The organism is Microvirga sp. 3-52 (assembly GCF_018383585.1).
Lineage (GTDB): Bacteria > Pseudomonadota > Alphaproteobacteria > Rhizobiales > Beijerinckiaceae > Microvirga.
In genome coordinates this window covers 1-24,802 of record NZ_JAHAMK010000035.1, presented here as the reverse complement: position 1 = coordinate 24,802, position 24,802 = coordinate 1, and the positions used below count along the sequence as shown (strand labels likewise).

The window sequence follows — 24,802 nt, the reverse complement described above, 5'->3', positions numbered from 1 at the left end:
ATTTAGTCCAGTTCTAAAGTGTCACAGTATCGTGTCCTCTCCCCCTTCCGAACCAGATGAGCAGCGCCGCAGGGTCGAAGCCGCCAAGGCCCGTCTCGCTCGCCATGAGAGGCTGAGCCGCCTCGCGCTGTTTTTGCTAATCCTCGTGAGCGTCGTTCTTCTGGCTCTGTTGGCGAACCACCTCTGGGCCCTCCGGAGCTATTAAGGCTCTTCTAAGCTCGGCAACAATGGGCTTCTGCGCGATTTGACGCACCTGCGGACCATCTTCCCATGTAGACATGAGGCTGGTAGAGCACTGGTATACAAAAAACTTCGCCTGGGGGAGCGAATGAAAGCCTATGATTATACTGAGGTGGCAAAGCATGAGCAGCGAAGCCTGGAAGCCATCGACGCCCGGCTGGCACGGCATGAGAAAGTAACCCGGACCACCCTGATACTGGTCGTGATCCTGGCCGGGTTATCGCTCGCCTTGCTGGCGGCTCATTTCTTCAAGCATTCAATCTAATCGCAGAACAACTGCGCAGGGGCCATGATGAACTTCCATCCGCGGGATCTGAACCTTGCACGCCTGTGCAACGAGGCGCTTGACCAACCGCTCACAGAGGCTGAGCGTGAAGCGATGATGGCGGCTGCCGCCCAGAAGATGGAAGAGCTGTTCGACATCTTGCGCATCGACCACCGGAATGATCACAACACCCGTGAGACGCCCCAGCGGGTGGCCAAGATGTACGTCGAGGAGATCCTGGAGGGTCGCTACACGGCCCCGCCGAAGATCACCGAGTTCGACAACGCCCAGGCCTATGATCAGCTTATCGTCACCGGCCCGATCGAGCTGCGGTCGATGTGCGCCCATCATATGATGCCGATCTATGGCGCAACTTACATCGGTATCCTGCCTTCAGCCGACGGCAAGATCATCGGCTTGTCCAAGTATGACCGGATCGTCGAGTACTTCGCCTCGCGTCTGCAGATCCAGGAGGAACTGGTCAAGCAGATCGGCCAGTACATCATGGACATGACCTCTCCCCGGGGATTGGCCGTGCGCATCAGTGCCGTGCACATGTGCAAGACCCAGCGCGGTGTACGCGCCAGCCACCGCAGCCGCATGGTCAACACCTACTACTGGGGCGAGATGGCGGAGACTGCTGAGTTCAAACGCGAGTTCCTACACGAATGCACGGCTCTCGACCGGGCAGGATCGGCGTAGTCCGGCCGCACCTGAGTGATCCAGCCCAATCTATCGTACTGAGGCTCTCGAATCATGCGCTCGACCCGTGACCGCGTCCATCACGCCATCAGTTTCGAACTCGGTGGACTTGCTCTGGTGTCCCCGCTCGGCGCGTGGGCCTTCGATCTGCCGATGGCCGACATCACCGTGGTCAGGATGGCCTGCGCCATCATCGCAACGGTTTGGACGTATGTCTACAATTTAGCTTTCGATACCGCTATACAGCATATGACGGGCGGATCGGGGAAGAGCATCGTCATTCGCGTCCTGCACGCTGTTGTGTTCGAGGCAGGGCTGTTGGCCATGCTAACGCCGCTCATGGCCTGGTATCTCGGCATAAGCCTTCTCCAGGCCTTCCTTATGGACGTGGTGTTCGCTCTGCTCTACGTCCTCTACGCATTCGTGTTCAACTGGGCTTACGATCGTGTGTTAGGGATATCAGCGAGCTCGAAGCCGGGCTCCCCAAGGAGTGCGCCACGATGGACTACAGGATGGATGAAGGGCAAGCCAGCCTGAGATGGCATGGCCGAGGTCCGCCACCCACCATGCCTTGACAATGCGTTAGTCCGCGAGCCTGTTGCCTGCTGCTTCGCCGCGATAGATGCAGCCTTCTGAGGAGCCAGGCATTCCGCGCTTGAGCTCGGCCTCTTCAAGCCCCGGGAAGCGCGCCTTCACGAGCCTCCAGATATACGTCGTGACGTTCTCGAGCGAGGCGATGCCGATCTCAGGGTTGAGATCGAGATTGCCGTGATCCAGGCCCGATCCGTGCTCGCCTTTGATCTCTTTGATGTAGTTCTCGACATCATAGAGATTGACCGGCCAGCCGTAGACCTCGTCGACGGCACCACCGAAGGTGAGTTTGACGATGAAGGTATGTCCATGCAGTCCGGAATAGGGGGCCACCGAGTGGGCAGCCTCGAACGTAAACTCGCAATATGTCTTCATTCACCTTGCTCCCGTCACCGGTTCTCTTTCCATTAGCTTAGAAGGCCATCCAGCCACCTAAATTTTCCTGGTATGACTGGATCTTGCCCGCAAAGGCGACAATCCATGAGTGATCGGTGCTCCCGATATTCCCCAAATCGCCACCTGTGAGTTAGGCTGACGGTGCCGCCAACGCCAGGTCCAGTGAATAGACCAGCTCATGGGCCGGCTTGGGACGTCCGAAGTAATAGCCTTGGGCCTCCGTGTAGCCTGCAGTCTGAACCTGTAGGAGTTGTTCCTTCGTCTCGATGCCTTCAGCGACAGTGGACATGCCAAGCCCAGCCCCTAGGCTTGCGATTGATCGTACAATTGTCATTGCGTCATGCCGTGATGAGAGATCCCGCACAAAAGTTCGATCGACCTTGATCCGGTCGAACGGAAAACTGCGAAGATAGCTCAGAGATGAATAGCCCGTTCCAAAATCATCTATGGCAATCCGCACCCCCAGCCGACGCAGCTCATGGAGAGCTGCCATCGTCGTCTCGTTCTCATCGAGAAGGGACGTTTCGGTAAGCTCCAGCTCGAGCCGCTTTGGAGGCAGTCCCGTATCCTCCAGCGCGTTGCGCACAATTTGCACTAGGGTCCCGTCCCGGAACTGAACAGGCGAGAGATTGACGGCGACCTTGATGTCCCGCGGCCATTTGACCGCCTCAGCGCAAGCTGTCTGTATGACCCACTCGCCAAGCGGTGAAATCAAGCCAATCTCCTCGGCCACCGGAATGAACTCTGCCGGCGAGACCTTGCCCCATTTGGGATGGTGCCACCGAAGAAGAGCCTCAAAGCCATTGATTTCGTTGAGCTTGATATTGACCTGAGGCTGAAAGAACAGCTCGAACTCATCGTTTGCCAGGGCTTTGCGCAAGTCGATCTCCAGCGACCGGCGTGCATCTAATCGCTCTTCCATGCTCGGCTCGAAGTAGCAAAACATGCCGCGCCCCTGAGATTTAGCTTCGTAAAGGGCGAGGTCTGCACGCTTCAGCATCTGGTCGGGTGAGACAATGTCTGCTTCGACCGGAGCGATGCCGATGCTGGCGCCAATGACGATCTCACGCCCATCGACAGAGTAGGGGGCGCTCAGCCGCTCCACAATGCGTCTCGCAAGAACGGTACAGGGTTCGCGCTCGCCCGTAACCTCCTGGAGGATTCCGAACTCGTCGCCGCCGAGGCGAGCGACCGTGTCGCCTTCGCGCAGGCAGTTCCGAAGGCGATCAGCGACAACCTTCAAAAGCGCATCGCCAATCTCGTGACCTAAGGTATCGTTGACGCTCTTAAACCGATCGAGATCCAAGCATAGGGCAGCAAACCGGATCCCCTTCTGTTGCCACCTGGTGAGATGCACCGCCAATCGCTCATGGAAGAGCGCGCGGTTCGCCAGTTTAGTCAATGCATCGTGGCTGGCTGCATGAGCGAGACGACCGGTGAGAGCATGGAGATCCCCATGGGCTCGTTCCAGCAGTTGATTATGCCTGCTGAAGAGGCCGATCAGGATCAGCCCAAGCAGAATCAACCCGAGGGATAGACCCGAGAAAATCCAGTACAAGCGATTGAGTGCTTGCTGGTCCTGGGCAATCCTCTCACCTCCACGAATCTGTGCATATGATGCGAGTTGCAGCAATCGTGGCTCCAGCGGCTCCAAGAGCTGAAGCGCCTGCTGAACGGCGCCTGGATGCTCGAGTTCTGCGATGAGAGGCCGCATGAGGGCCAAGACATCCGCAAAATGGCGGAGAGTGGCCAACTGATCAGGATCGTCCTGGATGATGCTTTGAAGGCGGCCCTCGATGAGGAGCTTCGCTCTGCTGAGAAGGATCTCGAAGCGGAGTTCGACCTCCTCCTTATCGGCGCCACGGCCCGGGACATTGAAGGCATCCAAACGGCGCTCGAGGCGCATAAACTCTGAAACCGCCTGGCTTGCGTGCCAGGCCGGGTTATAGTGCGTGATATCCCCCAGAACCTTCTGACGTTCAGCAACCAGCACCGCGATATAGGTACTCGCCAGGAGGAAGCAGACAGTAACGGCACCAAAAATGACTTTGAGCGTGCGCAGTGACACAGATACGTCCTTGGAGATAATGCGCCGATCCTATCTCGCTAGATCATGACGGGATACTATTAAGTACTGGCAGATGGGCAAAGCGCCCACGCTCCCAGCTCACCCAAGGCGCGATATTTGGTTGCATGGCGTACTTCTTGAGCCAATCCTTCATCTCGGCAATCTCGCTGGCTCGATCACGGATCACTTGCTCCGCGAACGTTCTGGCTTCCGGGTCATCCCCGGACTTTAGCCCGCCCTGGGCAAAGTCGCTGGCAGCCCGATCGTGCGGGATTATCCCGCAGACGAACGCGAGGTCAGGATCCTTGGCCATAATGCCCATTATCATCGCCTTCCGGCCGTCGGCGTGCGCCTCGGTCAGGCACTCTCCCGGAAGGCCGGCTGACAGCATGGGCATGTGGTCACCGCCCGCGGACATCCGGGACTGGTTCTGCCGGGCTGAAGGAGCACAGGCTGTGCATCAGCGCGGCACTTGACTCCTCAGTCGGCTCGCGGCTGACTCTTCTTCCGATGGGCCAAGTCGCTGTACTTCTATCGCTTTTCCGACTTTGCCCGGGATCATGCTTGCGCGCTGACAGTGGGTCAAACACTGTGCCGGTTCACAACTTAGGAACCACTGATCAATCAAACATGATGGTGGCGAGAGGCTATTTACAGGCCATTGGCTGACTGGCCCAAAGACCAGCAGTATCTCATCGCCCGTTAAATCCGGCTAGCCTAATGCAGAGTTTCTGGGACGAACCGCTCACTCCGCATAGTGATCCTCACTGATACCGCCATCTGTTTCTGTTTATCTCTGACTTCGACGGTGATTGCGCCACCTTTGCTTGCTGGTAAACGATCTGGTACGAATTCCCCCGCAACGTGCATCGCGGTGGTCTCGGCAGCATCGATATTCTTCAGATCCAACCCAGTTTCATCAGGCTCAAGGTCGAAACCTTCTCTTACGTCAAAGTAAAAACGAGGCATAGGTGGTCCCCCCTAATAGGACTCAACCCATGGTTCTACTCCTAGGCTGTGTGGACGGATTTGGCTGAGCATTGGCTGAGTGGATTCCCAAATCAGTTGGGTGATGATTCATGGCAGGTCGGCTTCAGGAGGCGCGACCATGCTGACGGGAATGACGGAGGACGATTGGGCCACGGTGCTGCGGGTGTTTGCGACCTCATGCTCCCGGCGCGGCGCCAAGGGCCGCAATGACCGCCGCTTCCTGGAGGCGCTGCATTACTTCACAGTCCACAGCATCACCTGGCGAGCCCTACCCGAGGATTTCGGCAACTGGAACTCAGTCTGGAAACGCTTTTGGCGCTTGAGCCGGGCGGGCGTGTTCGAGGCCTTCTTTGAGGCTCTGGTGGCGCTGAGCGAGACCGCTCATCTGGTGCAGATGTTCGACTCCACTATCGTGCGGGCCCATGTCTCGGCCGCAGGCGCAAAAGGGGGCAGAGCCGGCAGGCGCTGGGTCGCTCACGCGGTGGGTTCTCGACCAAGATCCACCTCAAGACCGACTGGGTTGGCGATCCGCTGGGCTTTTGCCTGACCGCTGGTGAGGCCAGCGACAGTCCTCAGTTCGAGACGCTGCTCGACGTCGGGCCGGACATCACGCCCCGTGCTGCGGTAGGCGACAAGGGCTATGCCGCCAAGGCTAACCGACAGGCTGCCCGCTCCCGCGGCATCTGCCCGGCCATTCCGTACCGCACGACCACCAAAGAGAAGCCGAAGTTCTTTCCCACGGCGCTCTACCGCGGGCGCGCTCGCATCGAGCAAACCATGGGAAAGCTCAAGCGCTTCAAGCGCATTGCTTTACGCTGCGAGAAGACTGACGTGAACTACGGTTCCTTCGTCGCACTTGCTCTGAGTTTCATCCTCATCAAATCCGTCCACACGACCTAGCACTTGTGTAAATCCCGCTAGGACGCGATTACGGCCGATACCATTGAGATGCCCACGCACACCGCCGTTGGAGATCCAAACTGGATCAGAGCCACAGGTCCGTGTGCCTGCAGCAATGTCCGTTAATCCCTACTTATCGGACATTGCAGGTGGGTGCAGAAATTGTGCTCGCGCTCCATTAGCTCAGCCTAGCCGAGCCACAGACGCCATAAGATCGAACTCAGTGATCTCATTCCTCTTGGCTTGGGCGGTCCGCCGCGCCGCTTCGTTTACCACCCACTCGACATCGCTCATGGACGTCCGGCCAACTTCGCTGCAATGTTGGGCAGGTTCGGCATGTCTGCATGGGGCCGGCCCGCCCAAATATGTTTCAGGGCCAGTTGGACCTCGTCCGCACCTGGATAACCGATCTCGATCAAGTGGTCGAAGCGGCCGCGCTGAAGGATACTCTCAGCTTCATCCTCATCAAATTCGTCCACACGACCTAGGACGCGCTGTGCTCTCCTATGGTTGCGCGCAGCTGAAATTCGCAGCCTCGTCGATGTTCCCGGTGCCAGAGTACTTCGCCACCTGCGGATACGGGCACAGCGGGCGGGATCGCACGACCTGCGAGCCTGCCATCTGCCGCGCCTGAAGGGAATCCGGGGCTTTGCCGCTCTCGACCCAGTTGATGAGCGGTGTCATGGCGTCGAAGCGGTCGGGGCCGAAGCCACCGCGGCAATGAAACATGCCAGGCACCATGAACAGCCGATAGAAGTTACTTGTCCGCTCCTCGCCCATCGTCCGACGGACCCGCTCATAGTAGTTCACACCCATCATCGGGTTCAGGGCAGGGTCGGCCCAGCCGAAGTAGGTAATGAGGCGCCCACCGCGCTTTTCGAACTCGGACAGATCCGGGTTGTTGGCGTCGAGGATCTCCCGGATTCGGGTGATCGGCTCGACATCCTTGTCGAAGTTGAACTGCTTCCACTCCAGGTTGGGCTGCGAGGTGGGAGCGCTGGCAAAGTACTTCAAGAAGCTCTCGCCATAGGCAAGCTGACGGCTCTTGGGTCCCTCAGAGACGACCCACTCCTTCCACCCGCTCGCGCCGCTGGCATCCGACGGCTCCGCCCCCGGAAGCTGGCCCGGGAAGATGACCTCGCCGTTGCTCTTCACGCCACCATAGATGGTCTGGAGCGTCTCGACTTGGGCTTGGGTGAAGCACTGATCACCAGGTTGGCCGTCGGCGCATTTCGGCAGGTCCTGAGCCGGGTTGAAGGAGCATTGGCGTGGGTCGGCCAACAGACCGTCCTTGGCCCCGTCCACGGCATCGCACTTGTCCAGCACGGCCTTGGCGATCACAGGAAGCTGCCGGAGGGAGATCGGCGCCTTTGCCAAAGCCTGAGCGTTCCACACGCCCCAGAGCTGGGTTCCGGTGAAATCGAGCACAGGGGCGCCGGCGAGAATGCCGTCAAAGTCGCCTGGGTAGCGCTGAGCCGAGATGAGACCCTGACGTCCACCCGTGGAGCAGCCGTCCCAGTAGGAGTAGGAGGGAGGACGATCATAGTAGGCCTGGATCAGGTCCTTCGCCCTGGTGACGGTCACATGGACCCCGCGCGAAGCATAGTCCACGAGCTTGCCCAGGTTGTTATCGGCGAAGCTGCCGAGCGGTTGGGCCCGGGCATCGTGGCCGCTGTTCTGCTGGACCACGGCAAAGCCCTGCCGCAGAGCGGCGTTGCGGGTGTCCTGCCGGCTGGTTTCGGCCAGGTTCTCGCCGGCATAGCCGCCATTGCCGAACATGTAGAGCCGCCGGTTCCAGGCATCCGGAAGTGTGATCTCGAACTGGATCTCCGGTTGGATCACACCCGTAATCTGACAATGAGCAGGGTGCCGGTCGGTCGCCTCCGAATGTCTCGCTTTGAGGTAGGACACTTCTGGGAGCACCAAGCGCTCGATAGCCGTGCAGGCCATCTGCGGGGATGCCGGCGTCGAGCGAAAGGTGGCATCGGACTGTGCCGCGGTAAAGCTGGAGGCGTTCTGTGCGTGAGCCGGGATGATGCCGACCCAAAGCACAGCGGTCGCGAGAAGCGGGCGTTCGAAGGCGTTCATGCGCGTTTCTCTCCCTTGGCTGCGGCCATAATTGCCGCTTGTCTATATTCAGGAGGAAAGAGGGTAGAGGGCGGCATGTGCTTCTCAATGGATCAAATATGCATTGCATTGGACAAACCGCACATTCGGCTGAGTATTACACCGCCATCCCTCGAAGCGGGGAACTCTGATCATCCATATGATATTTCACACCGTCCATAGACCGATCCAAATGGAGTCCCTAACGGCGATCTCTTGGCACGGAGCTGAAGCAGGACGAGAGCCCGTAGATGTGGGTGCAGGCAGACCTTCAGCCATTTGCTCCGGTGTCTTTTTCTCCTCCTGCGTCTCGGTGCAGCCGCTGAAGTGTCGATCTCCTTCTCGCCTGATCCCGGTATCACATTTCTGCATTCGAGCAGAGGGGAGTGGTGCGTGGAGAATGAAAGAGGCTGGTGGACCCACCTTTTCTACGCAGGCATCTGTTGGGCAGTGCCAAGGCTTAGGGTGACTAAGCCCCGTGCGAACGCGTGCTGTCGAAGCGTCTAGGATGGCCTATGCGTTGGCATAGGAGAGTATCTCCTTTCGGTCGGTAGCCGATTTCTCTCTGATCCTAAAAGATGGTTTCCGGAACACATGAGCGACAGTTGCTTCAGGGCACTGGACCCAATGCCACGAGGAGGGCTGGCAGTTGGTTCTCAACGGAGCACGGGTGAACCCAGGCATCGGACGCTGGCCAGTCTCCTTGGCTCGCTGGGCATCGCTCGCAGCACTTTTCATTGCACTCGTCGCACGCGTCTCCCGGCCCGGACCCTCAATTCTAAAGCTCTCCAGTCGGTCCGTTAAGACGGATCTAGATGACGGTGCCGGCGGAACGATGGCGCTGGTGGTGGCTTGGCCCGTGCTCTGGGACTTCAGCCACTCCCCCCGGCTGACTGATGCCGCGCTGCTACCGGCAACCCAGTCCCTTGACGAGCCGGTCATCACTGGCCTCGGCCTGTACCGACGCGACCCAGTGGCGGCAGCACCCGGAGGCCGCCGATGAGCACCGTCTCGTTCCTCAACATCGGCATGCACGGGTACATCAACCCGACGCTCCCGGTTGTAGCAGAGCTCGCCCGGCGTGGTCACACGGTGACCTACCACACCTTTCCCGCGTTCGCGGCCCAAATTGAAGCCGCTGGTGCGAAGGTCCACCTTTACCCCGGGGGCGACCTGCCCCTGCCGGATCCGCCGATCCCCCTCGCGTTGCTGAAAGAGCTCGCGCGGAGCGCCCTCGACCTACTGCCCAGCGTGCTCTCGGACCTCGGCTGCATCCGGCCTGACCTGATCGTGCACGGGGCAGCCTGTCCATGGGGCGCAGTGGCCGCGCTTGAGCTCGGTGTGCCGGCGGCGGCCACGTTCACCACGTTCGCGTTCAACCGGCAGGTGCCCAGCCCCACCGGCATCTCCCGCGAGCTGGGGGCCGCCGCGGCGGCCCATCCTCGCATCGGCTGGGGTTACGCCTCCGCACGCTGGGCTCTGCACCGCGGCTACGCCGCCGGCAAACTGCCCCTGACCGACCTGATGAACGTGCGCGAGCCGCTGAACCTGGTCTTTACCTCCAGCGCGTTCCAGCCCGGAGCCGACGCATTTGACGCCTCGTACCGGTTCGTCGGGGCGAGCGTCGGTTCCCGCCTGACCGATCCGGAGTTTGACGCCGTCCGGCTTGAGGATCCCGTGCTGTACGCGTCGCTGGGCACGGTGTTCGACGGGGGAGCCGCCCTGCTGCGGACCTTCGCGACCGCGCTGGCACCACTGGGCGGCACCGTTGTCATCTCGACTGGGCACACGGAACCGGCAGACCTAGGTCCGCTACCGGCCAACGTGCTGGCCCGCCGATCCGTGCCGCAGCTCCAGGTGCTGGACCGGGCGGCGCTCTTCGTGACGCACGGCGGCATGAACAGTGTCAATGAGGCGATGCGAGCCGGGGTGCCGACGCTCGTCGTACCGCAGGGCGCGGACCAGCCGCTGGTGGCCCGGCGAGTCGTCGAACTCGGTGCCGGGCTCGCGCTCCGCACGGAGGATGCCACGGCGGAGACGGTGCATGCACTCACCCGTAGACTGCTGGACGAGCCGCGCTTCCGCAAGGCGGCAGCAGCACAGCGTGCCGCACAGCAGCAGGCGGGTGGCGCCCGGCGTGCCGCCGACGAGCTCGAGCGGTACCTCGACGCCGCCCGCGGAGGCACCGCGACCGATCGAGCACGGGGGCGCTGAACCATGTCGACGACCATCATTGTCCTGCTGGTCCTCGCCGGGCTGTCCGAGAGTGCCGGGCAGGTGCTGCCCCTGGTGGTTCGCAGGCCTAAGCTGTCCGCGTGGCTCGTGGCCGGGCTGATGGTGACCGGCACCGTCGTCGAGGGCACGGTGATCGCGCTGTGGCCGCTCGCCGCGTGGACCGTCGCCGGCCTGGTTCAGCCGGTCGTGGCGCCTGACGCGGCCCCGCTGACCGGCACGACCGGGTTGGCCTGGACACCCGCGCTGGTCGCCCCGCTGCTGCTGGCCGCCGTCCTCGCCTTCCCGCTCCTCGGGCCGTTCCTGCACATCCTGCTTTTGGCCGGTGTTGGGGCAGGGCTGGCCGGCCCGCTCGTTGCGGCGTCGGGACTGGGCTGGTGGACCGCGGCCGGGTGCATCGCCGTCGCGGCGGCCGGGCTCGCCGCGACAGTCGTGGTGGTCCGGCGGCTGATCGCGAGGATCATCGCCGGCGCCCGGGAGCGGGAGGTGATCGCATGAGCGAGCTCCTGCTCGTCGTCCTTCTGGCGCTCGGACCGGTTTTGGTTGCCGAGGGCTTGCTCGCCCGCCACGAGCTGATGGTTTACACCATCGGCCGGCGCAGACCGGTCGTCACGCTCCCGCCTAGGGTGCCCTACGCCAGGGGGGCCGACCCAGGGCGACCGCCGGACGCCTACGTGGTCTACCTGGACGGGATCGGTAAGCGCCGCTTCACCGATACGCGCGACGGCGGCCAATTCGTCAAGGCCATCATCGCCGGAGCACCGGAGTTGCGCGTGCTGGGCCAGGTTCAGCCCTACTCGCCCCTGGCAGCCCCGCTCGTAGGGCGCCCGGTGTGGGACTGGCTCCGGCGGCACGTCGGCATTATGCTGTTCCTGCACAACGTCATGCAGACCTTTGTGGCCGCCGACCACCGATACCGCCCGCTGTACAACCGGGCAGTAGGCGCCCAGATCGCCGACCAACTCCGGCTCGCAGGCTACGAGCCCGCCAGTGGCATGCCGGTCGTCCTGCTCTGCTACAGCGGCGGCGCCCAGGTGGCGACCGGCGCGGTCGAGGAGCTCTTCACACAGCTCCGCGCTCCGCTATGGCTGATCACGCTCGGTGGTTTCCACAACGGCGCCAACGACCTCACGCATGCGCTCCACCTGTATCGGCTCACCAGCGCGAACGACTGGATCGAGCGGGTGGGCATCGGACTGTTCCCCCAGCGCTGGCGCCTGTGGCGGCGCAGCGCCTGGAACCGGGCCCTGGACGCTGGGAAAATCACGGTGCACTCACTCGACCCGGCAGCCCACATTGGCCCGCAGAGTTACATCAGCCCCACGGCGCGGCTCGCCGACGGGCGCAGCTATCTCGATCGCACCACCGAGACCGTGATCGAGATCATCCGGCGCGACTGCACGACAAAGACGCTCGAAAAATGATGTCAAAGCGTCGATGTCACCCTGTGCTTTGGCATAGGTCAGTATCGCCTTTGGGCTGATAGTCGATGACCATCCGATATCAGATGATGAGATACTTCAACCAAATGCCAACGGGAGGGCTGGCAAGTGGTTCTTGGCGTAGCAAGGACAAATCGTGTCATCGGAAGCTGGTTAACTCCGGTGGCTCACTTGGTCTTGCTCGCCACGCTTGTCGCGTGTGTCTCACGGCCTGGACCTGAAGCTCTTCGGTCTACAACAGCGGAGAGCGGTGAAAGGAACGTCACCATCTTTGTCGCGACACTGCGAACACCAGAGCCCGGCTCGGCAACTGCGTTCAGCAGCGGTCAATCGCAGACACTTCGCTTTGCCCGGTACGTAATCTCGATCCCGCCAACACACCAAGCCGATGCGATCGAGTGGCCAAGTGATCCACCTAATCCGGCTACCGATTTCGTTACCGTCGACGCGGAGCGCCTCTCCGAGGCCGAGTTTCGTTCCGGTATCGCTGGATCGGAGGGTGATGGGCGGCTCATCCGACTTTACGTTCACGGATATAATAACAGCTTCCAGGAAACGGTTTATCGGCTCGCCCAACTCACGACGGATGCCCACGATGACCGGGTTGCGGTGCTGTTCGCTTGGCCATCCCAGGGGAAGCCGCTGAGCTATAGCGCAGACAAAGCCGCGGCAGCGGCATCCACGGACGGCCTTGCCCGGACCATGGAAATTCTCGCTGAGGAGCCGAACGCGCGGGTCGTGTTGCTGGCTCACAGCATGGGAGGATGGCTCACAATGGAGACGCTGGCAAAAATGAGCCGCGAGCGTCGGCGGGCGGTGATCGAGAGGTTTTCGAATGTCGTGTTGGCTGCTCCGGATATCGACGTCGTCGACATGGTTCGCCAACTCGAGGTCATCGGCCGGCTTCCTCGTCCACTCACCCTGCTGGTGTCGAGCGATGACAGTGCTTTAACCCTGTCCCGCATTATCTCCGGCGGCCGACGTGTCGGCTCGGACGATGTCCACGATCCATGGGTTCAGGCTGCGGCCAAGCGATATGGCGCCCGCGTGATCGACATCTCGGAGCTGACGACGTCTGATAGCTTCAGGCACGCACGCTTCACCGCGATGGTAGCACTTTACTCAAAATTTCAAGCGCAGATCGAAGATCCACTGGCCAGACGCTACGCCGGACCCGGTGCATTTGTGTTTAGAGCCGCGACCTCGACGCTAGAGCCAGTCGACCGGTAAACGGCCAATCTGATCAGCGAAGTTGAAGGTAGGCCAGGGCAAGATGACGTCATTGCAAGGAACGGAAAACTGCACTGCGGCACCCGCGCCCGTGGGGAACAAGCCTCCCAGGGCGCGGACCACGCTCTATGTCGGTCTTTCCCTGGGTCTGATCGTGCTTACGGCTGGTATCCTGCTCGCTATGGGCCGGACGGCGATCTGCACCTGCGGGACGATCGAGCTATGGCACGGGACAGTCAACGATTCTGGTAATTCCCAGCACCTGACCGACTGGTACACTCCGTCCCACGTCATCCACGGCTTCCTGTTCTATGGCGGAACGTGGCTCGTCGGCTTAGTACGAGGGAAGTCTCTGCCGCTGGGCGTGGCGCTCCTGATGGCTCTTGGTGTCGAATGTACATGGGAGATCGCCGAGAACACGAACACTGTCATCGACCGCTACCGGGCAACGAATATCGCTCTCAGCTATTATGGCGACAGCGTCATCAACTCGATCATGGATGTCATTGCCATGGTCGCCGGCTTCTGGCTCGCCCGGATCTGGCCCGTTTGGCTCACGGTGGTGGTCGCACTGCTCATGGAACTGATCGTCGGATACTGGATCCGTGATAACCTCCTCCTCAACATCATCATGCTGATCTTCCCTGTTGAGGCCATCAACCAGTGGCAAGCGGGGAGATGACCCGAGCGCTATGAAGCCGACCTAGACGTCCTGATGCTCAGAAGCGATCTGCCGGGCAGGTCTAATTGCGTGCTCTCAGCTCGGCGATGGCAACAATCAACCCTGACTGATACTTATCGCGCAGAACCTCGACCACGTTGCTGGCGCTCGTCGCCCCGATTCTCTTAATCAAGAAGCGGTTGAGGCTGTTCTGCCTTGCACGGCATCGCTCAAGTGCTTGCTCTGCAAGCTGCTCCGCCGTCTGATCCGCCCGCAGTCGTCCTTTTACGACGGTCGCGGCGCAGTTCTGCCATTGATCATTCAAAACTCTCGCCTCTTCATAGACGATCAGGGGGTCAAACTCATCAGCTTGGACGGCGAAACCAACAATCAATGCAGCGACCAGACAGCCGACGCACAGAATACCCCGCCACCTATGGCCTCGGGAGCGAACGGGCAGTGCAATGTCCCGGTATCTGGGTAGCAGAAGAACGCGATGGAGAGGTTTCCGCCGAAAACTGACCAGGTCGCGATGAGGAGGCGACGACAGGAGATCATTCATGTCTTTGCACCCCACGGGGAGACGGCTGGCGACAACATCCACTCCACCCACGCGGAGCAGTCCTCCGCCGTTCGCTGGGGCTGGTCAGGCATGAGAATGCGCTCCATCACATGCGCCAGGCACCACCTCGTAAACCGCTCCGCCGCTGCATGCTTATCGAGGATCTGGATGCCACCGGCGGCCTCATGAATGGTGAGGTATATCGCGATCTGCTCGACCGTCGGACCAAGGCTGTGCGTAAGGAACTCTCCTCCCAGGCGGGGGAAACGGCCAAGCGAACCGACGATGAGACGCAGCGTCGCCACTGTCGCTGGGGCCTCCATCACTTTAAGAATTGCAAGCCCCATCTGCCTCAGAGCCGAGGCTGGGTTCGGATCCTCCAAAGCAGGCGTTGGCAGTTCCTCTGCAATCCGTCCGGCCTCAGAATGAATGAGAGCCCTGAACAGATCGTCCTTGCTGTCGAAGTGATTGTAAAGCGTACCCTTAGAGACCTGGGCCTTCGTTGCGATCTCCTCCATGGTGGCCTCCGCATAGCCGCTCAGCAGAAAGATCTCTCGGGCACCGTTCAGGATCTGACGACTCTTCGGGATACTTCGACGATCAGAAACTCGTTTGCCGCTCGCGGGGGATGCCGCTCCGTGCATGGTAGATCCTCAATGCCTGTACCGTGGTCAGGGGTGGGCCCTGACAGCAATGCCAGGGCCCGGCGGGATGCTCATAGAGTCTGCGTGGAGGGGGCACAGGACTGCAGGCTGAGCATCACGCTGTCGGAATATTGTTGTTGGGCTGGACGATCGGCGAGGTTTGAGCGCGCTCCACTGTACAGCTGAACCACCTGACGTGGGTTCTCTTCGCGCTTCGGCTTCACCTGGGGCCGAGGTTGGACCCCAACCGTCCCCGGCGACTTCGCAGCCTGCGCCTTCGCATACCGGGCGAGGCCGATCTTGATGGTGACCAGCACGGGCGCGGCGATGAGAAAGAGTATAGCGACCGCATTGAACGCCGTATCAAAGGCAATCACGGTCGACTGACCTGCAACGATCCGCCCCAGAAGGCTCATGGCGGCGCGTCCGGCCCCCGCGGCGTCCATTCCTTTTGCCACCAGCATGGCTGTCATTGCCGTTAACCGCTCGCTGATTGCCGGAACGCCTGCGGAGACGTGGGAGCCGAGCACCGCGAGGTTGCCCGCAACGTTGTGCTCGATCAGGGTCTGAAGTCCCGCGACGCCCATGAGACCGCCAAGCTGACGGCCCGTGTTGAAGAGCCCGATGCCGGAGGCCAGATTAGCGCCGTTGAGAGTGCTGAAAGCGATTAGGGTGATCGACAGAAACAGGAACCCGAGGCCCAGGCCGCGCAGCAGGATGGCGCCCATCATGTCGTCGGCGCCGCTTTGACTGGTCGATCCGGACAGCATCCACATCGCTACCATGATCATCAGAATTCCGAACGGTACAGTCGCGAATGGAGCAACACGGCGCACTTGGAAGAGGAAAGCGGCGAGCAGGAGCGCTCCGACAAAAAGAGCGCCACTTGGCAATAAGAGAAGGCCGGCACCGGTTGGCGTGAACGCGAGGACGGAGACGGCAAACGCGGGGATCAGGAACGCGCTTCCGAATAAGGCGGCGCCGGCAACAAAGCTGACGATGAAGGCAAAGGTAAAATCATCTGACCGAAACGCTGTAAAGTCGAGTAGGCTGCGCGGGCTGGTCATGACCTGCTGACCGAGAAACGCCAGCAGGGCGGCTGAGCCGACTACGGTCAGCCACACGATGCGAGGCTCCTCGAACCAGTCCCACCGACTGCCCTGACTGAGAACGTAGGTGAAGCACAAAAGAGTGGTGGAGACCAGCGCGAAGCCGATCCAATCGAACGGACGCGGCGTGGCCTTACTGGGAGCCGGGCCATCGACCATCAGCAGGAGGCCGGCCGCCGCCATAGCCACCGGAACAACGCTGAAGAAGATCCAGGTCCAGGAGTGGGTATCGAGCAGCCAGCCTTGGAGAGCTGGCGCGATGGTCGCAGGGGCCACGACGGACCCCATAGCAAACAGAGCCTGCAGGATCGGCTGGTAGGTTCGCGGATAAGCGAGAAAGATGATCGCTTGGCCGACGACCAGGAGAATACCGCCGGAAAGACCCTGGAAGACGCGAAGCGCGATCAGCAGGTCCAACCGAGCCGTGAAGGCAGCCAGGCCACAGGCCGTGCCCATCACGAGTGTCGCCCCGATGATCAGGCTGCGTAGATTGATCCGGGTCATCAGCCAGGGAGCGGCGATGAACCCAATCATCTTGAAAGCGGTGTATCCAACATCCAGCCAGGCGAACTCATCCGGCGTGGCATAGATGTCGCCGATGATATCGGCGCGTCCGAGTGACAGGACGGTGCTGGCAATCGCCTCCGTCAGCGCCGCCAGCACGATGGCTGTAACAAGAAGAGCTCCTGTCGCAGGCTTGCCATGGCTCGGCAAGGCGACCACCGCCGTGGTCATGAGCCGCTGCCTTCGGTGATCTCAACCCGCGCCGACAGGCCAGGCACGAGGCGGCCTGGCAACGGGTTGTTGGCGAACCGGATCTTGACGGGAACGCGCTGGACGACGCGAACGAAGTTGCCCGTCGCATTGTCCGCGGGAAGCAGGCTGAAGGCGGACCCGCTGCCCGGCGCAAAGCTGTCCACCACACCTTCAAGCACCTCATTCGGATAGCCATCAACAGAGATCCGGGCGTGCTGTCCGGGCCGGATATGTTCAAGCTGGGTTTCCTTGAAGTTTGCCACGATCCACACATCGGCGACCGGGACGATATCGAGCAAAGAGGCGCCCGGCGCGACCAGCCGGCCGATGCGAACCTGGCGGTTGCCGATCACGCCACTGATCGGTGCCCGGACCACGGTGTTGTCGAGATCGATCTGGGCGAGGTCGCGTGCAGCCTGGGCCTGCGCCACGGCCGCCACAGCCGCTTCGCGCTGGGTTACAAGAACGGCGATGCGCCGCTGCTGAGCCTCGACCGTGGCCGCCGCTGCCGATACGCCCGCCTCGGCCCGCGATCGCGCCGCGTCACTCTCATCGATCTGGGCCTGACTGACGGCATTGCTGCGGATCAGCTGGCGGTGGCGGTCCGAGGCCTTGGTCGCGCGGTTCAACTCGGCGACAGCCGATTGCTTCTGGGCTTCGGCCTGCCGGATGAGAGCGTGCTGAAGCTGGGTCTCCGCATCGACATTGGTGAGGCGAGCCTGGGCCGCTTCGATATTGGCCACCGCTTGGGCAAGCCGGGCGCGGTAGTCCCGATCGTCGATCCGGAACAACACGTCACCCGCCCGGACCGTTTGGTTGTCCTCAACCTCGACCGTGGTGACGTAGCCTGCAACCTTCGGGGCGAGGGAGGTCACGTCGCCGCGGATGTAGGCGTTGTCGGTTGAGGTCTCGTCACTTGAGCGGGCCCAAGCCCAACCGGCCGCAGTGACGACACCTGCACCAAGGCACAACAGGATGCCGATCCGCTTCTTCTTGCTAAGACGCGCCATGGCGCCCTCCGGTAATGTGTGTTACCAGCTCCTTTTACGGTAATACTCATTACCGGTCAAGAGAGGCTTACCGCATGGTCCAGAAGCATGCCTGCACAAGAGAGGTCGCACCATTGAGCCGGTGGCGTGGAGGCCCACTCGATAAGTCTACGAAGACTATACTGAAGGTTAGGTACCACCCGCGACGACGTAGATCGAAGTAGGATATGGGTCGAAGGCTTATCGAGCGAGCATTGCCCATCATCCTCTAGCAATGGCGCAGTAGCGGGTTTAACCTGATCGTGGCCGGACTGTGATGAGACCGACCGCAAACAATCTGCCTGCCAGCGGAGCCCCGGATGGACTCAACCTCTCAGGCCGGCGGTGAGGGAGCCGACAGCCTCCAGGTTTTATGGGAGGATGATGAACGCGCCTTGTGCAGACGGGTGAGCTACGCTGGCGCCGACCGGACCACAGCGCTGGTGGTGGTTCCCGTCGCAGAATACCCGTCAGCCGCCACTCACGATCGCCTTTCTCACGAATTCAGCTTAAGAGATGAACTCGACCCAGCCTGGGCGATGCGTCCACTCGAGCTGACGCATGATGGTGGTCGAGCCAAGCTGGTACTCGAGGATCCGGGCGGCGAGCCGCTTGCCAGCCGGCTCGGCTCACCTTTGGAGGTGGAACGCTTCCTCCCCCTAGCGATCGACACAGCCATAGCCCTTGGCAGGGTCCACCAACACGGCCTGATTCACAAGGATATAAAGCCGGGTAACATTATAGTCGGCTGTGCGGATGGAAACGTGCGGCTCACCGGGTTCGGGATTGCATCGCGCCTGGCGCGTAAGCGCCAAGCGCCTGAAGCCCCTGAGATCATCGCCGGTACCCTCCCGTACATGGCGCCTGAGCAGACCGGGCGCATCAACCGCTCGATCGATGCCCGCAGCGACCTCTACGCTCTTGGTGTCACACTCTACCAGATGCTCACGGGCGCGCTCCCGTTCACCGCTTCCGACCCTATGGAGTGGGTCCACTGCCATATCGCTCGACAGCCTATCGCCCCGAACGACCGGGTGGAGCATGTCCCGGGCCCGGTCGCGGCGATCATCATGAAGCTGCTCGCTAAGACGCCCGAAGAGCGGTACCAGACCGCTGGCGGCGTTGAGCGCGATCTGCGGCACTGCTTGTCCGAATGGGAGGCCCACGGCCGCATCGATGACTTCCCACTGGGCCGGCAGGACAGGTCAGACCGGCTGCTGATCCCCGAGAGGCTGTATGGGCGCCAAGCCGAGATTGACACGCTGATTGCCGCCTTCGATCGGGTGGTCGCCGGCGGGACGGTGGAGTTGATGTTGGTGTCCGGCTACTCCGGCATCGGCAAGTCCTCGGTGGTGAACGAGCTGCACAGGGTGCTGGTGCCGCCAGGTGGCCTGTTCGCCGCCGGAAAGTTTGACCAGTACAAGCGCGACATCCCATACGCCACGGTGGCTCAGGCCTTCCAAGGCCTCGTCCGCCAGATCCTTGGCAAGGATGAGGTGGACCTAGCTCGCTGGCGTGAGGCCCTGCGGGAGGCACTCGGCCCGAACGGCCGGCTCATGACCAACCTGATCCCGGAGCTGACGCTTATCATCGGGGAACAACCCCCAGTTCCGGATCTTCCGCAGCAGGACGCCCAGCGCCGGTTTCATCTGGTATTCCGTCGGTTTATCAATGTCTTTGCCCGGCCCGAGCATCCTTTGACCTTGTTTCTCGATGACTTGCAGTGGCTCGACGCAGCGACGTTGGACCTGATGGAGAATTTGCTCACGCAGCCCGACGTGAGACACTTGCTGTTGATCGGCGCCTATCGGGACAATGAAGTCGGCTCGGCACATCCGTTAATGCGCAAGTTGCACGACATGCGCCAAGCGGGAGCGGTGCTGAACGATATCGTGCTCGCGCCTCTCACGAGTGAAGATCTCGAGCAGTTGATTGCAGATTCCCTTCATTGCGAGCCGGAGCATTCTGGCCCGCTCGCGGCCTTGGTTTACGACAAGACGAGCGGCAATCCCTTCTTTGCGATCCAATTTCTTTTCGTACTTTGCGACGAGGGCTTGCTCACCTTCGATCATGCTGAAGGACAATGGTCTTGGGACCTGCATCGCATTCACGCCAGGGGATATACTGAAAATGTGGCGGACCTGATGGCCCGGAAACTAGGCCGCCTAACCCCTGATTGTCAGAACGCATTGAAGCAACTCGCCTGCCTGGGCAACAACGCAGCGTTCACGATGTTACACGTGGTCTACCAGGATGCGGCAGAGCAGATGCATACGCATCTCGCGGAAGCGGTCGAGGCGGGCTTTGTTGTGCGCACGCAAGACTCCTATCACTTCCTTCACGACCGCGTTCACGAGGCGGCGTACTCGCTCATCCCGCGCGAGCTTCGGGCAGAGGCCCACCTCCGCATTGGCATGTTGCTGGCAACCCACACGCCTCTGGACAGACTTGAGGAAGGAATCTTCGAGATCGTCAACCAGTTCAACCATGGCGCTCACCTGATAACGTCGAATGCGGAGCGTGCTCGTATCGCTGAGCTCAACCTCCTTGCTGGCAGGCGCGCGAAGCTCTCAACCGCGTACACCTCCGCGCTGAAGTACCTTCACGCCGGACTGGACCTGTTAACCGATGAGAGTTGGACGGACAATTACGACCTGATCTTCTCGATCCAGGTTCTCGTGGCCGAGTGCGAGTTGCTGACCACGGCTATGGACGCCGCAGAAACGCGGCTGTCCATGTTGGCCAAACGGGCAGGAAGCGTTCATGATGTCGCTCTCGTCACGCGATTGCGTTTGACGCTGTACACCACGTTAGACCGCAGCGAACGTGCCATCGAGGTCTTTCTCGAGTACTTAAGAGGTCGTGGCATGAAGTGGTCGCCGCGTCCTTCCGAAGAGGAAGTATTGCGAGAGTATAACCGCGTATGGTCCTTGCTCGGGGAACGCGAGATCGAAGACATCGTTGACTTGCCCCTGATGACCGATCCGGAAGTCCTTGATGTTCTGGATGTTTTCACCGAGATCGTGACACCCGCCTTATTCCTTGATCCGCGATTTCTTGCTCTCGTGATCTGTCGGATGGTCAGCTTGAGTCTGGAGCATGGCAACACTGATGGGTCGTGCTACGCCTATGTATGGCTGGGTATGCTCGCGGGATCTCATTTCGGAAACTATCCGGCTGGGCTCCGATTTGGCAAGCTTGGTTGCGATCTGGCAGAGAAGCGTGGCTTGCATCGCTATCAGGCCCGCACCCATATGTCGTTTGCGACCCTGATCATTCCATGGGCGAAACACGTTGAGACAGCAAGGGAGCTCCATCGCCGCTGTTTCGATGCCGCGTATGAAATAGGCGATCTCACCTACGCCGCCTACAGCTGCAACGTCCTGAACACGACCTCTCTCGTGGCGGGAGCCCCTTTGGCGGAGGTGCAGCGCGAGGCTGTGACTGGCCTCGCCTTTGCGACCGGCATCCGGTTCGTTCTCGTCATAGATTGCATCACCGCGCAACTTGGGCTGATCCGGACGCTCCGTGGCTTAACAGCGACTTTCGGTGCTTTCAATGATGAACGATTCGACGAGCTTCGGTTCGAACGTCATCTAGCAAGTAACCCCGTATTGGCACTGCCAGAGTGCTGGTATTGGATCCGAAAGCTGCAAGCCCGCTTCTTTGCGGGCGATTATCTTGCGGCAGTCGACGCGTCCTTGAATGCTAAGCGGCTGCTTTGGGCATCGCCCGCTTTCTTCGAAACAGCTGAGTATCACTTTTACGGTGCGCTCTCGCGAGCAGCGGCCTATGATTCCGCACCTGACGATTTGCGGCACCAGCATTTCGAGGCTCTTGCCGCTCACCAGAGGCAGCACGAGATATGGTTGCAGCAGTGCCCAGAGAATTTTGAGAACCGCACCGCACTGATCGGCGCGGAAATTGCCCGTATCGAAGGCCGCCTGCTTGAGGCCGAACGGCTTTACGAGCAGGCCATCCACTCGGCGCACCGCGACGGCTTTATCAACACTGAAGGGATCGCCTACGAGGTCGCCGCACGCTTCTACGCTGGTCGCGGCTTCCAAACGTTTGCAGATGCGTACTTGCTCGAAGCACGCCGTCACTACGAGCGGTGGGGCGCCGACGGCAAAGTTGCACAGCTCGACCAGTTGTACCCACACCTCAAGAAAAAATGGCTGATCGCGACACCGACGAGCACCATCTTGGCGCCTGCGGACCTCTTGGACCTGACCACGGTCATCAAAGTCTCGCACGCCATCTCAGGAGAGATGGTTCTGGAAAAACTTATCGACAGTCTCATGCGCACTGCGGTCGAGCAGGCAGGTGCCGAGCGAGGCTTGCTCATTCTTTCGCAAGGGGGTGAGCAGCACGTCGCGGCAGAGGCTACCACCAGCAACAATGTGGCAATCGCACATCTATGCAACGAGCCTGTGGCCACATCTGTGCTGCCGGTGACGGTGCTCCATTATGTTCTGCGCACCGGGGAGAGCGCTATCCTCGACGATGCCGCCGTTCGGTCCCAATTCTCCGACGATGACTATATTCGCCAGCGGCAAGCCCGTTCGGTTCTTTGTCTGCCGCTCCTCAACCAGGCCAAGGTCATTGGGGTGCTGTATCTTGAGAACAATTTGGCCCCCCGCGTCTTTGCGCCGGCCCGGATTGCGGTGCTGAAGCTGCTCGCCTCACAGGCGGCGATCTCCCTCGAGAATACCCGCCTGTACCGGGACTTGGCGGAACGCGAAGGCAGGATCCGGCGCCTGGTTGACTCTGACGTGATCGGGATCGTCATCTGGGACCTAGACGGCCGTCTGCTCGATGCCAACGATGCCTTTCTCCGCATGGTTCAGTACGACCGCGAGGATCTGAAGGCAGGAATGCGATGGTTCGACATGACACCTCCGGAATGGCAGGAAGCGCATGTCCTCGAGGAGGCCAAAGAGCTTCAGGCGACCGGCATGATGCGAGCCCGCGAGAAGGAATACTTCCGGAAAGACGGCAGCCGGGTGCCGGTTCTGATCGGCGCAGCCGCCTTCGAGGTACCGCCCGACCAAGGCGTTGCCTACATTCTCGATCTGACGGAACGCAAGCAGGCGGAGGCCGAGGCCCGCGAAAGCGAGCGCCGCTACCGCGAGGTGCAAATGGAGCTGGCACATGCGAACCGCGTCACCACCATGGGTCAGCTGACGGGCTCGATCGCCCATGAGGTGAACCAACCCATAACGGCAACGGTCATCAACGCCCAGACGGCTTTGCGCTGGCTGGCACGGCGATCGCCCGATCTGGACAAGGTGCGGCAACTGCTCACTCAAATCATCAAGAATGACACCCGAGCGAGCGAGATCATTCACCGGATCCGTGGTCTCATCAAGAAGGCACCGCCGCAGCAGGATCTGCTAGAGATAAACGGGCTAATCTCTGATGTAATTGAGCTCACCCGCATCGAGGCGATGAAGAGCCGCGTCAGAGTCACGGCTGAACTCGCTGATGTTTTGCCGCTTGTTCGCGGCGATCGTGTGCAATTGCAACAAGTGATGCTCAATCTGATCCTCAACGCCATAGAGGCCCTGAGCGGCGTCGGAGACGGTGAGCGCGAAGTGCTGATCAGCACCGAGCCAGCCCGGTCGGGGGACGTGCTCGTCACCGTGCGGGACTCAGGCCCCGGCCTGCCAAGCACCGACCGTGTCTTCGAAGCCTTCTATACCACGAAGCCGGCCGGCATGGGCATGGGACTGTCGATCTGCCGTTCGATTGTCGACGCACACGGCGGACGCTTGTGGGCAAGCGCGAACGAACCACGGGGAGCCATGTTTCAATTTTCTCTCCCTCGGTCGGAGGAGGGCGCTTCCTTCGAGCACGCTAATCAGATGTTCCAAGAGTGACGGTGCAGCCCGTCAGACTGAGGACAGCCGGCCCAAGGGAGCGGCCGGCCGTCGCTGCGAACTCAGTCGCATTGGGCTACCGCGCCGTCCAGCCGCCGTCGACGGAGATCGCCGTGCCTGTGATCTGGTCTGCTGCGGGCGAACACAGGAAGGCCACGGTGCCGCCGAGTTGCGTAGAGGAAACAAACTCCAGGGACGGCTGCTTTTCCGCCAGCAGCTCCTTCGTCGCCTCCTTCTCGCTGATCTGCTTCTCTGCGGCAATGTAGCCGATCTGCTTCTCAACCAATGGTGTCAGCACCCAGCCAGGGCAAACCGCATTGCAGGTCACGCCACTCCCGGCAGTCTCAAGGCCAACCACCTTGGTCAGACCGACAAGCCCATGCTTGGCTGCGACGTAGGCGGCCTTATGGGGTGAACCGACGAGGCCGTGAGCGGAGGCGATGTTGACGATCCGCCCCCAACCCTGCTTCCTCATCAGGGGCACAGCGGCTGCAATGCCGTGGAATGCCGCCGATAGATTGATCGCCAGAATGGCATCCCACTTGGCGGGCGGGAATTCCTCCACAGGCGCGGTGAACTGGATGCCGGCATTATTCACCAAGATGTCAAGGCGCCCGAACGTCTCGACCGTGGTGGCGATCAAACCACGCACGGCTTCTCCGTCCGACATGTCAGCTTTGTTGTAGACCGCACGTACACGGTGGTTGCGCTCGAGCCCGCTGCGAGTCGCCTCGATCTCGTCGGCATCGCCAAGGCCATTCAAGACGATGTCCGCCCCCAGCCGGGCCAGTTGATCGTGTCCCACGGCGTGGTGTAAGAGCGCCAGTCCTCGGCTGAGCCGGGTTGCTCAGGCGGTCACGGCTGACAGCCTGCGAACGGGATCATCGCTCAACGCGCTCAGACTTTCCAGCGACATGTAGCGCCGGCTCACCGCCCATTCATCGTTCTGCTCCAGCATCAGGGCTCCCACCAGCCGGATCACCGCCCGGTCGTTGGGA

Annotated in this window: 21 protein-coding genes and 1 pseudogene; 11 read left to right on the top strand and 11 right to left on the bottom strand. The window is 61.0% G+C overall.

The window, feature by feature from the left end; translation table 11 throughout:
• Window positions 1-328 precede the first annotated feature (328 nt).
• From KHP60_RS20975 to KHP60_RS20965, 3 genes are read left to right on the top strand one after another with little or no spacing between them, the layout of a single operon-like run.
• On the top strand, window positions 329-505 hold the full coding sequence (locus KHP60_RS20975) for a hypothetical protein (RefSeq protein ID WP_213566246.1): 177 nt from the start codon (window positions 329-331) through the stop codon (window positions 503-505).
• Between the two features lie 24 nt (window positions 506-529).
• Window positions 530-1,207, top strand: a complete 678-nt coding sequence (gene folE / locus KHP60_RS20970) for a GTP cyclohydrolase I (protein WP_213566245.1) — start codon at window positions 530-532, stop codon at window positions 1,205-1,207.
• 54 nt (window positions 1,208-1,261) lie between these two features.
• Complete coding sequence (locus KHP60_RS20965; RefSeq protein WP_213566244.1) at window positions 1,262-1,744, top strand: PACE efflux transporter; 483 nt, start codon at window positions 1,262-1,264, stop codon at window positions 1,742-1,744.
• 45 nt (window positions 1,745-1,789) lie between these two features.
• On the opposite strand, the gene KHP60_RS20960 is transcribed toward KHP60_RS20965, so the two are convergent.
• The 4 genes from KHP60_RS20960 to KHP60_RS20945 all read right to left on the bottom strand — a co-directional run bounded on the left by KHP60_RS20960 (window position 1,790) and on the right by KHP60_RS20945 (window position 5,231).
• Window positions 1,790-2,173: a 6-carboxytetrahydropterin synthase gene (locus KHP60_RS20960; RefSeq protein ID WP_213566243.1), complete on the bottom strand. Its 384-nt coding sequence runs from the start codon at window positions 2,171-2,173 to the stop codon at window positions 1,790-1,792.
• A 151-nt stretch (window positions 2,174-2,324) separates the two neighbouring features.
• Window positions 2,325-4,262: a bifunctional diguanylate cyclase/phosphodiesterase gene (locus KHP60_RS20955; RefSeq protein ID WP_213566242.1), complete on the bottom strand. Its 1,938-nt coding sequence runs from the start codon at window positions 4,260-4,262 to the stop codon at window positions 2,325-2,327.
• 43 nt (window positions 4,263-4,305) lie between these two features.
• Window positions 4,306-4,659 (bottom strand): DUF305 domain-containing protein, encoded by a 354-nt coding sequence (locus KHP60_RS20950; RefSeq protein WP_213566241.1) that lies wholly within the window; start codon window positions 4,657-4,659, stop codon window positions 4,306-4,308.
• A 320-nt stretch (window positions 4,660-4,979) separates the two neighbouring features.
• Window positions 4,980-5,231 (bottom strand): DUF6894 family protein, encoded by a 252-nt coding sequence (locus KHP60_RS20945; RefSeq protein ID WP_213566240.1) that lies wholly within the window; start codon window positions 5,229-5,231, stop codon window positions 4,980-4,982.
• Between the two features lie 139 nt (window positions 5,232-5,370).
• Between KHP60_RS20945 and KHP60_RS20940 the strand changes: the two genes are divergently transcribed.
• On the top strand, window positions 5,371-5,799 hold the full coding sequence (locus KHP60_RS20940) for a transposase (protein ID WP_213566239.1): 429 nt from the start codon (window positions 5,371-5,373) through the stop codon (window positions 5,797-5,799).
• Complete coding sequence (locus KHP60_RS20935) at window positions 5,718-6,152, top strand: IS5 family transposase (RefSeq protein WP_213566259.1); 435 nt, start codon at window positions 5,718-5,720, stop codon at window positions 6,150-6,152. The genes KHP60_RS20940 and KHP60_RS20935 overlap by 82 nt, the downstream gene beginning before the upstream one ends.
• Before the next feature lie 504 nt (window positions 6,153-6,656).
• Here KHP60_RS20935 and KHP60_RS20930 read toward each other — a convergent pair.
• Window positions 6,657-8,240 (bottom strand): DUF6351 family protein, encoded by a 1,584-nt coding sequence (locus KHP60_RS20930; RefSeq protein ID WP_213566238.1) that lies wholly within the window; start codon window positions 8,238-8,240, stop codon window positions 6,657-6,659.
• Window positions 8,241-9,257: 1,017 nt separating this feature from the next.
• Between KHP60_RS20930 and KHP60_RS20925 the strand changes: the two genes are divergently transcribed.
• The 5 genes from KHP60_RS20925 (at window position 9,258) to KHP60_RS20905 (ending at window position 13,844) form a co-directional block, all read left to right on the top strand.
• Window positions 9,258-10,472, top strand: coding sequence for a macrolide family glycosyltransferase (locus KHP60_RS20925; RefSeq protein WP_213566237.1), 1,215 nt, complete (start codon window positions 9,258-9,260; stop codon window positions 10,470-10,472).
• A 3-nt stretch (window positions 10,473-10,475) separates the two neighbouring features.
• Complete coding sequence (locus tag KHP60_RS20920) at window positions 10,476-10,988, top strand: hypothetical protein (protein ID WP_213566236.1); 513 nt, start codon at window positions 10,476-10,478, stop codon at window positions 10,986-10,988.
• The gene (locus tag KHP60_RS25290; protein ID WP_249688988.1) at window positions 10,985-11,914 is read left to right on the top strand and encodes a hypothetical protein; all 930 of its coding nucleotides are present in this window, start codon (window positions 10,985-10,987) and stop codon (window positions 11,912-11,914) included. Before KHP60_RS20920 ends, KHP60_RS25290 begins: the two co-directional genes overlap by 4 nt.
• A 189-nt stretch (window positions 11,915-12,103) precedes the next feature.
• Window positions 12,104-13,162: an alpha/beta hydrolase gene (locus tag KHP60_RS20910; RefSeq protein ID WP_249688987.1), complete on the top strand. Its 1,059-nt coding sequence runs from the start codon at window positions 12,104-12,106 to the stop codon at window positions 13,160-13,162.
• Window positions 13,163-13,253: 91 nt separating this feature from the next.
• A complete protein-coding gene (locus tag KHP60_RS20905) occupies window positions 13,254-13,844 on the top strand; it encodes a DUF2585 domain-containing protein (protein ID WP_311925219.1) in 591 nt (196 codons plus the stop codon).
• A 61-nt stretch (window positions 13,845-13,905) separates the two neighbouring features.
• Here the strand turns inward: KHP60_RS20905 and KHP60_RS20900 are convergent, their stop codons facing one another.
• From KHP60_RS20900 to KHP60_RS20885, 4 genes are all read right to left on the bottom strand, one after another.
• On the bottom strand, window positions 13,906-14,385 hold the full coding sequence (locus tag KHP60_RS20900; RefSeq protein WP_213566234.1) for a hypothetical protein: 480 nt from the start codon (window positions 14,383-14,385) through the stop codon (window positions 13,906-13,908).
• Window positions 14,382-15,029 carry a TetR/AcrR family transcriptional regulator gene (locus tag KHP60_RS20895; protein ID WP_213566233.1) on the bottom strand — a complete coding sequence of 216 codons (648 nt, stop codon included), beginning with the start codon at window positions 15,027-15,029 and terminating at the stop codon, window positions 14,382-14,384. The genes KHP60_RS20900 and KHP60_RS20895 overlap by 4 nt, the downstream gene beginning before the upstream one ends.
• Window positions 15,030-15,100: 71 nt before the next feature.
• Window positions 15,101-16,873 (bottom strand): MFS transporter, encoded by a 1,773-nt coding sequence (locus tag KHP60_RS20890; RefSeq protein WP_213566232.1) that lies wholly within the window; start codon window positions 16,871-16,873, stop codon window positions 15,101-15,103.
• Window positions 16,870-17,904, bottom strand: coding sequence for an HlyD family secretion protein (locus tag KHP60_RS20885; RefSeq protein WP_213566231.1), 1,035 nt, complete (start codon window positions 17,902-17,904; stop codon window positions 16,870-16,872). The genes KHP60_RS20890 and KHP60_RS20885 overlap by 4 nt, the downstream gene beginning before the upstream one ends.
• A gap of 338 nt (window positions 17,905-18,242) precedes the next feature.
• Between KHP60_RS20885 and KHP60_RS20880 the strand changes: the two genes are divergently transcribed.
• Window positions 18,243-23,804, top strand: a complete 5,562-nt coding sequence (locus tag KHP60_RS20880) for a trifunctional serine/threonine-protein kinase/ATP-binding protein/sensor histidine kinase (RefSeq protein WP_213566230.1) — start codon at window positions 18,243-18,245, stop codon at window positions 23,802-23,804.
• A 76-nt stretch (window positions 23,805-23,880) separates the two neighbouring features.
• Here KHP60_RS20880 and KHP60_RS20875 read toward each other — a convergent pair whose 3' ends face one another.
• A complete protein-coding gene (locus tag KHP60_RS20875) occupies window positions 23,881-24,609 on the bottom strand; it encodes a 3-hydroxybutyrate dehydrogenase (protein WP_311925218.1) in 729 nt (242 codons plus the stop codon).
• 42 nt (window positions 24,610-24,651) lie between these two features.
• Window positions 24,652-24,802, bottom strand: a pseudogene (locus KHP60_RS20870) (IS256 family transposase); the annotation flags it as partial.

What these genes read in the sequence shown, in the direction of transcription:
- KHP60_RS20975 (WP_213566246.1), top strand. Translation starts at nt 329, where the DNA reads ATGAAAGCCTATGATTATACTGAGGTGGCAAAGCATGAGCAGCGAAGC.
- folE (WP_213566245.1), top strand. Translation starts at nt 530, where the DNA reads ATGATGAACTTCCATCCGCGGGATCTGAACCTTGCACGCCTGTGCAAC.
- KHP60_RS20965 (WP_213566244.1), top strand. Translation starts at nt 1,262, where the DNA reads ATGCGCTCGACCCGTGACCGCGTCCATCACGCCATCAGTTTCGAACTC.
- KHP60_RS20960 (WP_213566243.1), bottom strand. Translation starts at nt 2,173, where the DNA reads ATGAAGACATATTGCGAGTTTACGTTCGAGGCTGCCCACTCGGTGGCC.
- KHP60_RS20950 (WP_213566241.1), bottom strand. Translation starts at nt 4,659, where the DNA reads ATGCCCATGCTGTCAGCCGGCCTTCCGGGAGAGTGCCTGACCGAGGCG.
- KHP60_RS20945 (WP_213566240.1), bottom strand. Translation starts at nt 5,231, where the DNA reads ATGCCTCGTTTTTACTTTGACGTAAGAGAAGGTTTCGACCTTGAGCCT.
- KHP60_RS20940 (WP_213566239.1), top strand. Translation starts at nt 5,371, where the DNA reads ATGCTGACGGGAATGACGGAGGACGATTGGGCCACGGTGCTGCGGGTG.
- KHP60_RS20930 (WP_213566238.1), bottom strand. Translation starts at nt 8,240, where the DNA reads ATGAACGCCTTCGAACGCCCGCTTCTCGCGACCGCTGTGCTTTGGGTC.
- KHP60_RS20925 (WP_213566237.1), top strand. Translation starts at nt 9,258, where the DNA reads ATGAGCACCGTCTCGTTCCTCAACATCGGCATGCACGGGTACATCAAC.
- KHP60_RS20920 (WP_213566236.1), top strand. Translation starts at nt 10,476, where the DNA reads ATGTCGACGACCATCATTGTCCTGCTGGTCCTCGCCGGGCTGTCCGAG.
- KHP60_RS25290 (WP_249688988.1), top strand. Translation starts at nt 10,985, where the DNA reads ATGAGCGAGCTCCTGCTCGTCGTCCTTCTGGCGCTCGGACCGGTTTTG.
- KHP60_RS20900 (WP_213566234.1), bottom strand. Translation starts at nt 14,385, where the DNA reads ATGAATGATCTCCTGTCGTCGCCTCCTCATCGCGACCTGGTCAGTTTT.
- KHP60_RS20895 (WP_213566233.1), bottom strand. Translation starts at nt 15,029, where the DNA reads ATGCACGGAGCGGCATCCCCCGCGAGCGGCAAACGAGTTTCTGATCGT.
- KHP60_RS20890 (WP_213566232.1), bottom strand. Translation starts at nt 16,873, where the DNA reads ATGACCACGGCGGTGGTCGCCTTGCCGAGCCATGGCAAGCCTGCGACA.
- KHP60_RS20885 (WP_213566231.1), bottom strand. Translation starts at nt 17,904, where the DNA reads ATGGCGCGTCTTAGCAAGAAGAAGCGGATCGGCATCCTGTTGTGCCTT.
- KHP60_RS20880 (WP_213566230.1), top strand. Translation starts at nt 18,243, where the DNA reads ATGGACTCAACCTCTCAGGCCGGCGGTGAGGGAGCCGACAGCCTCCAG.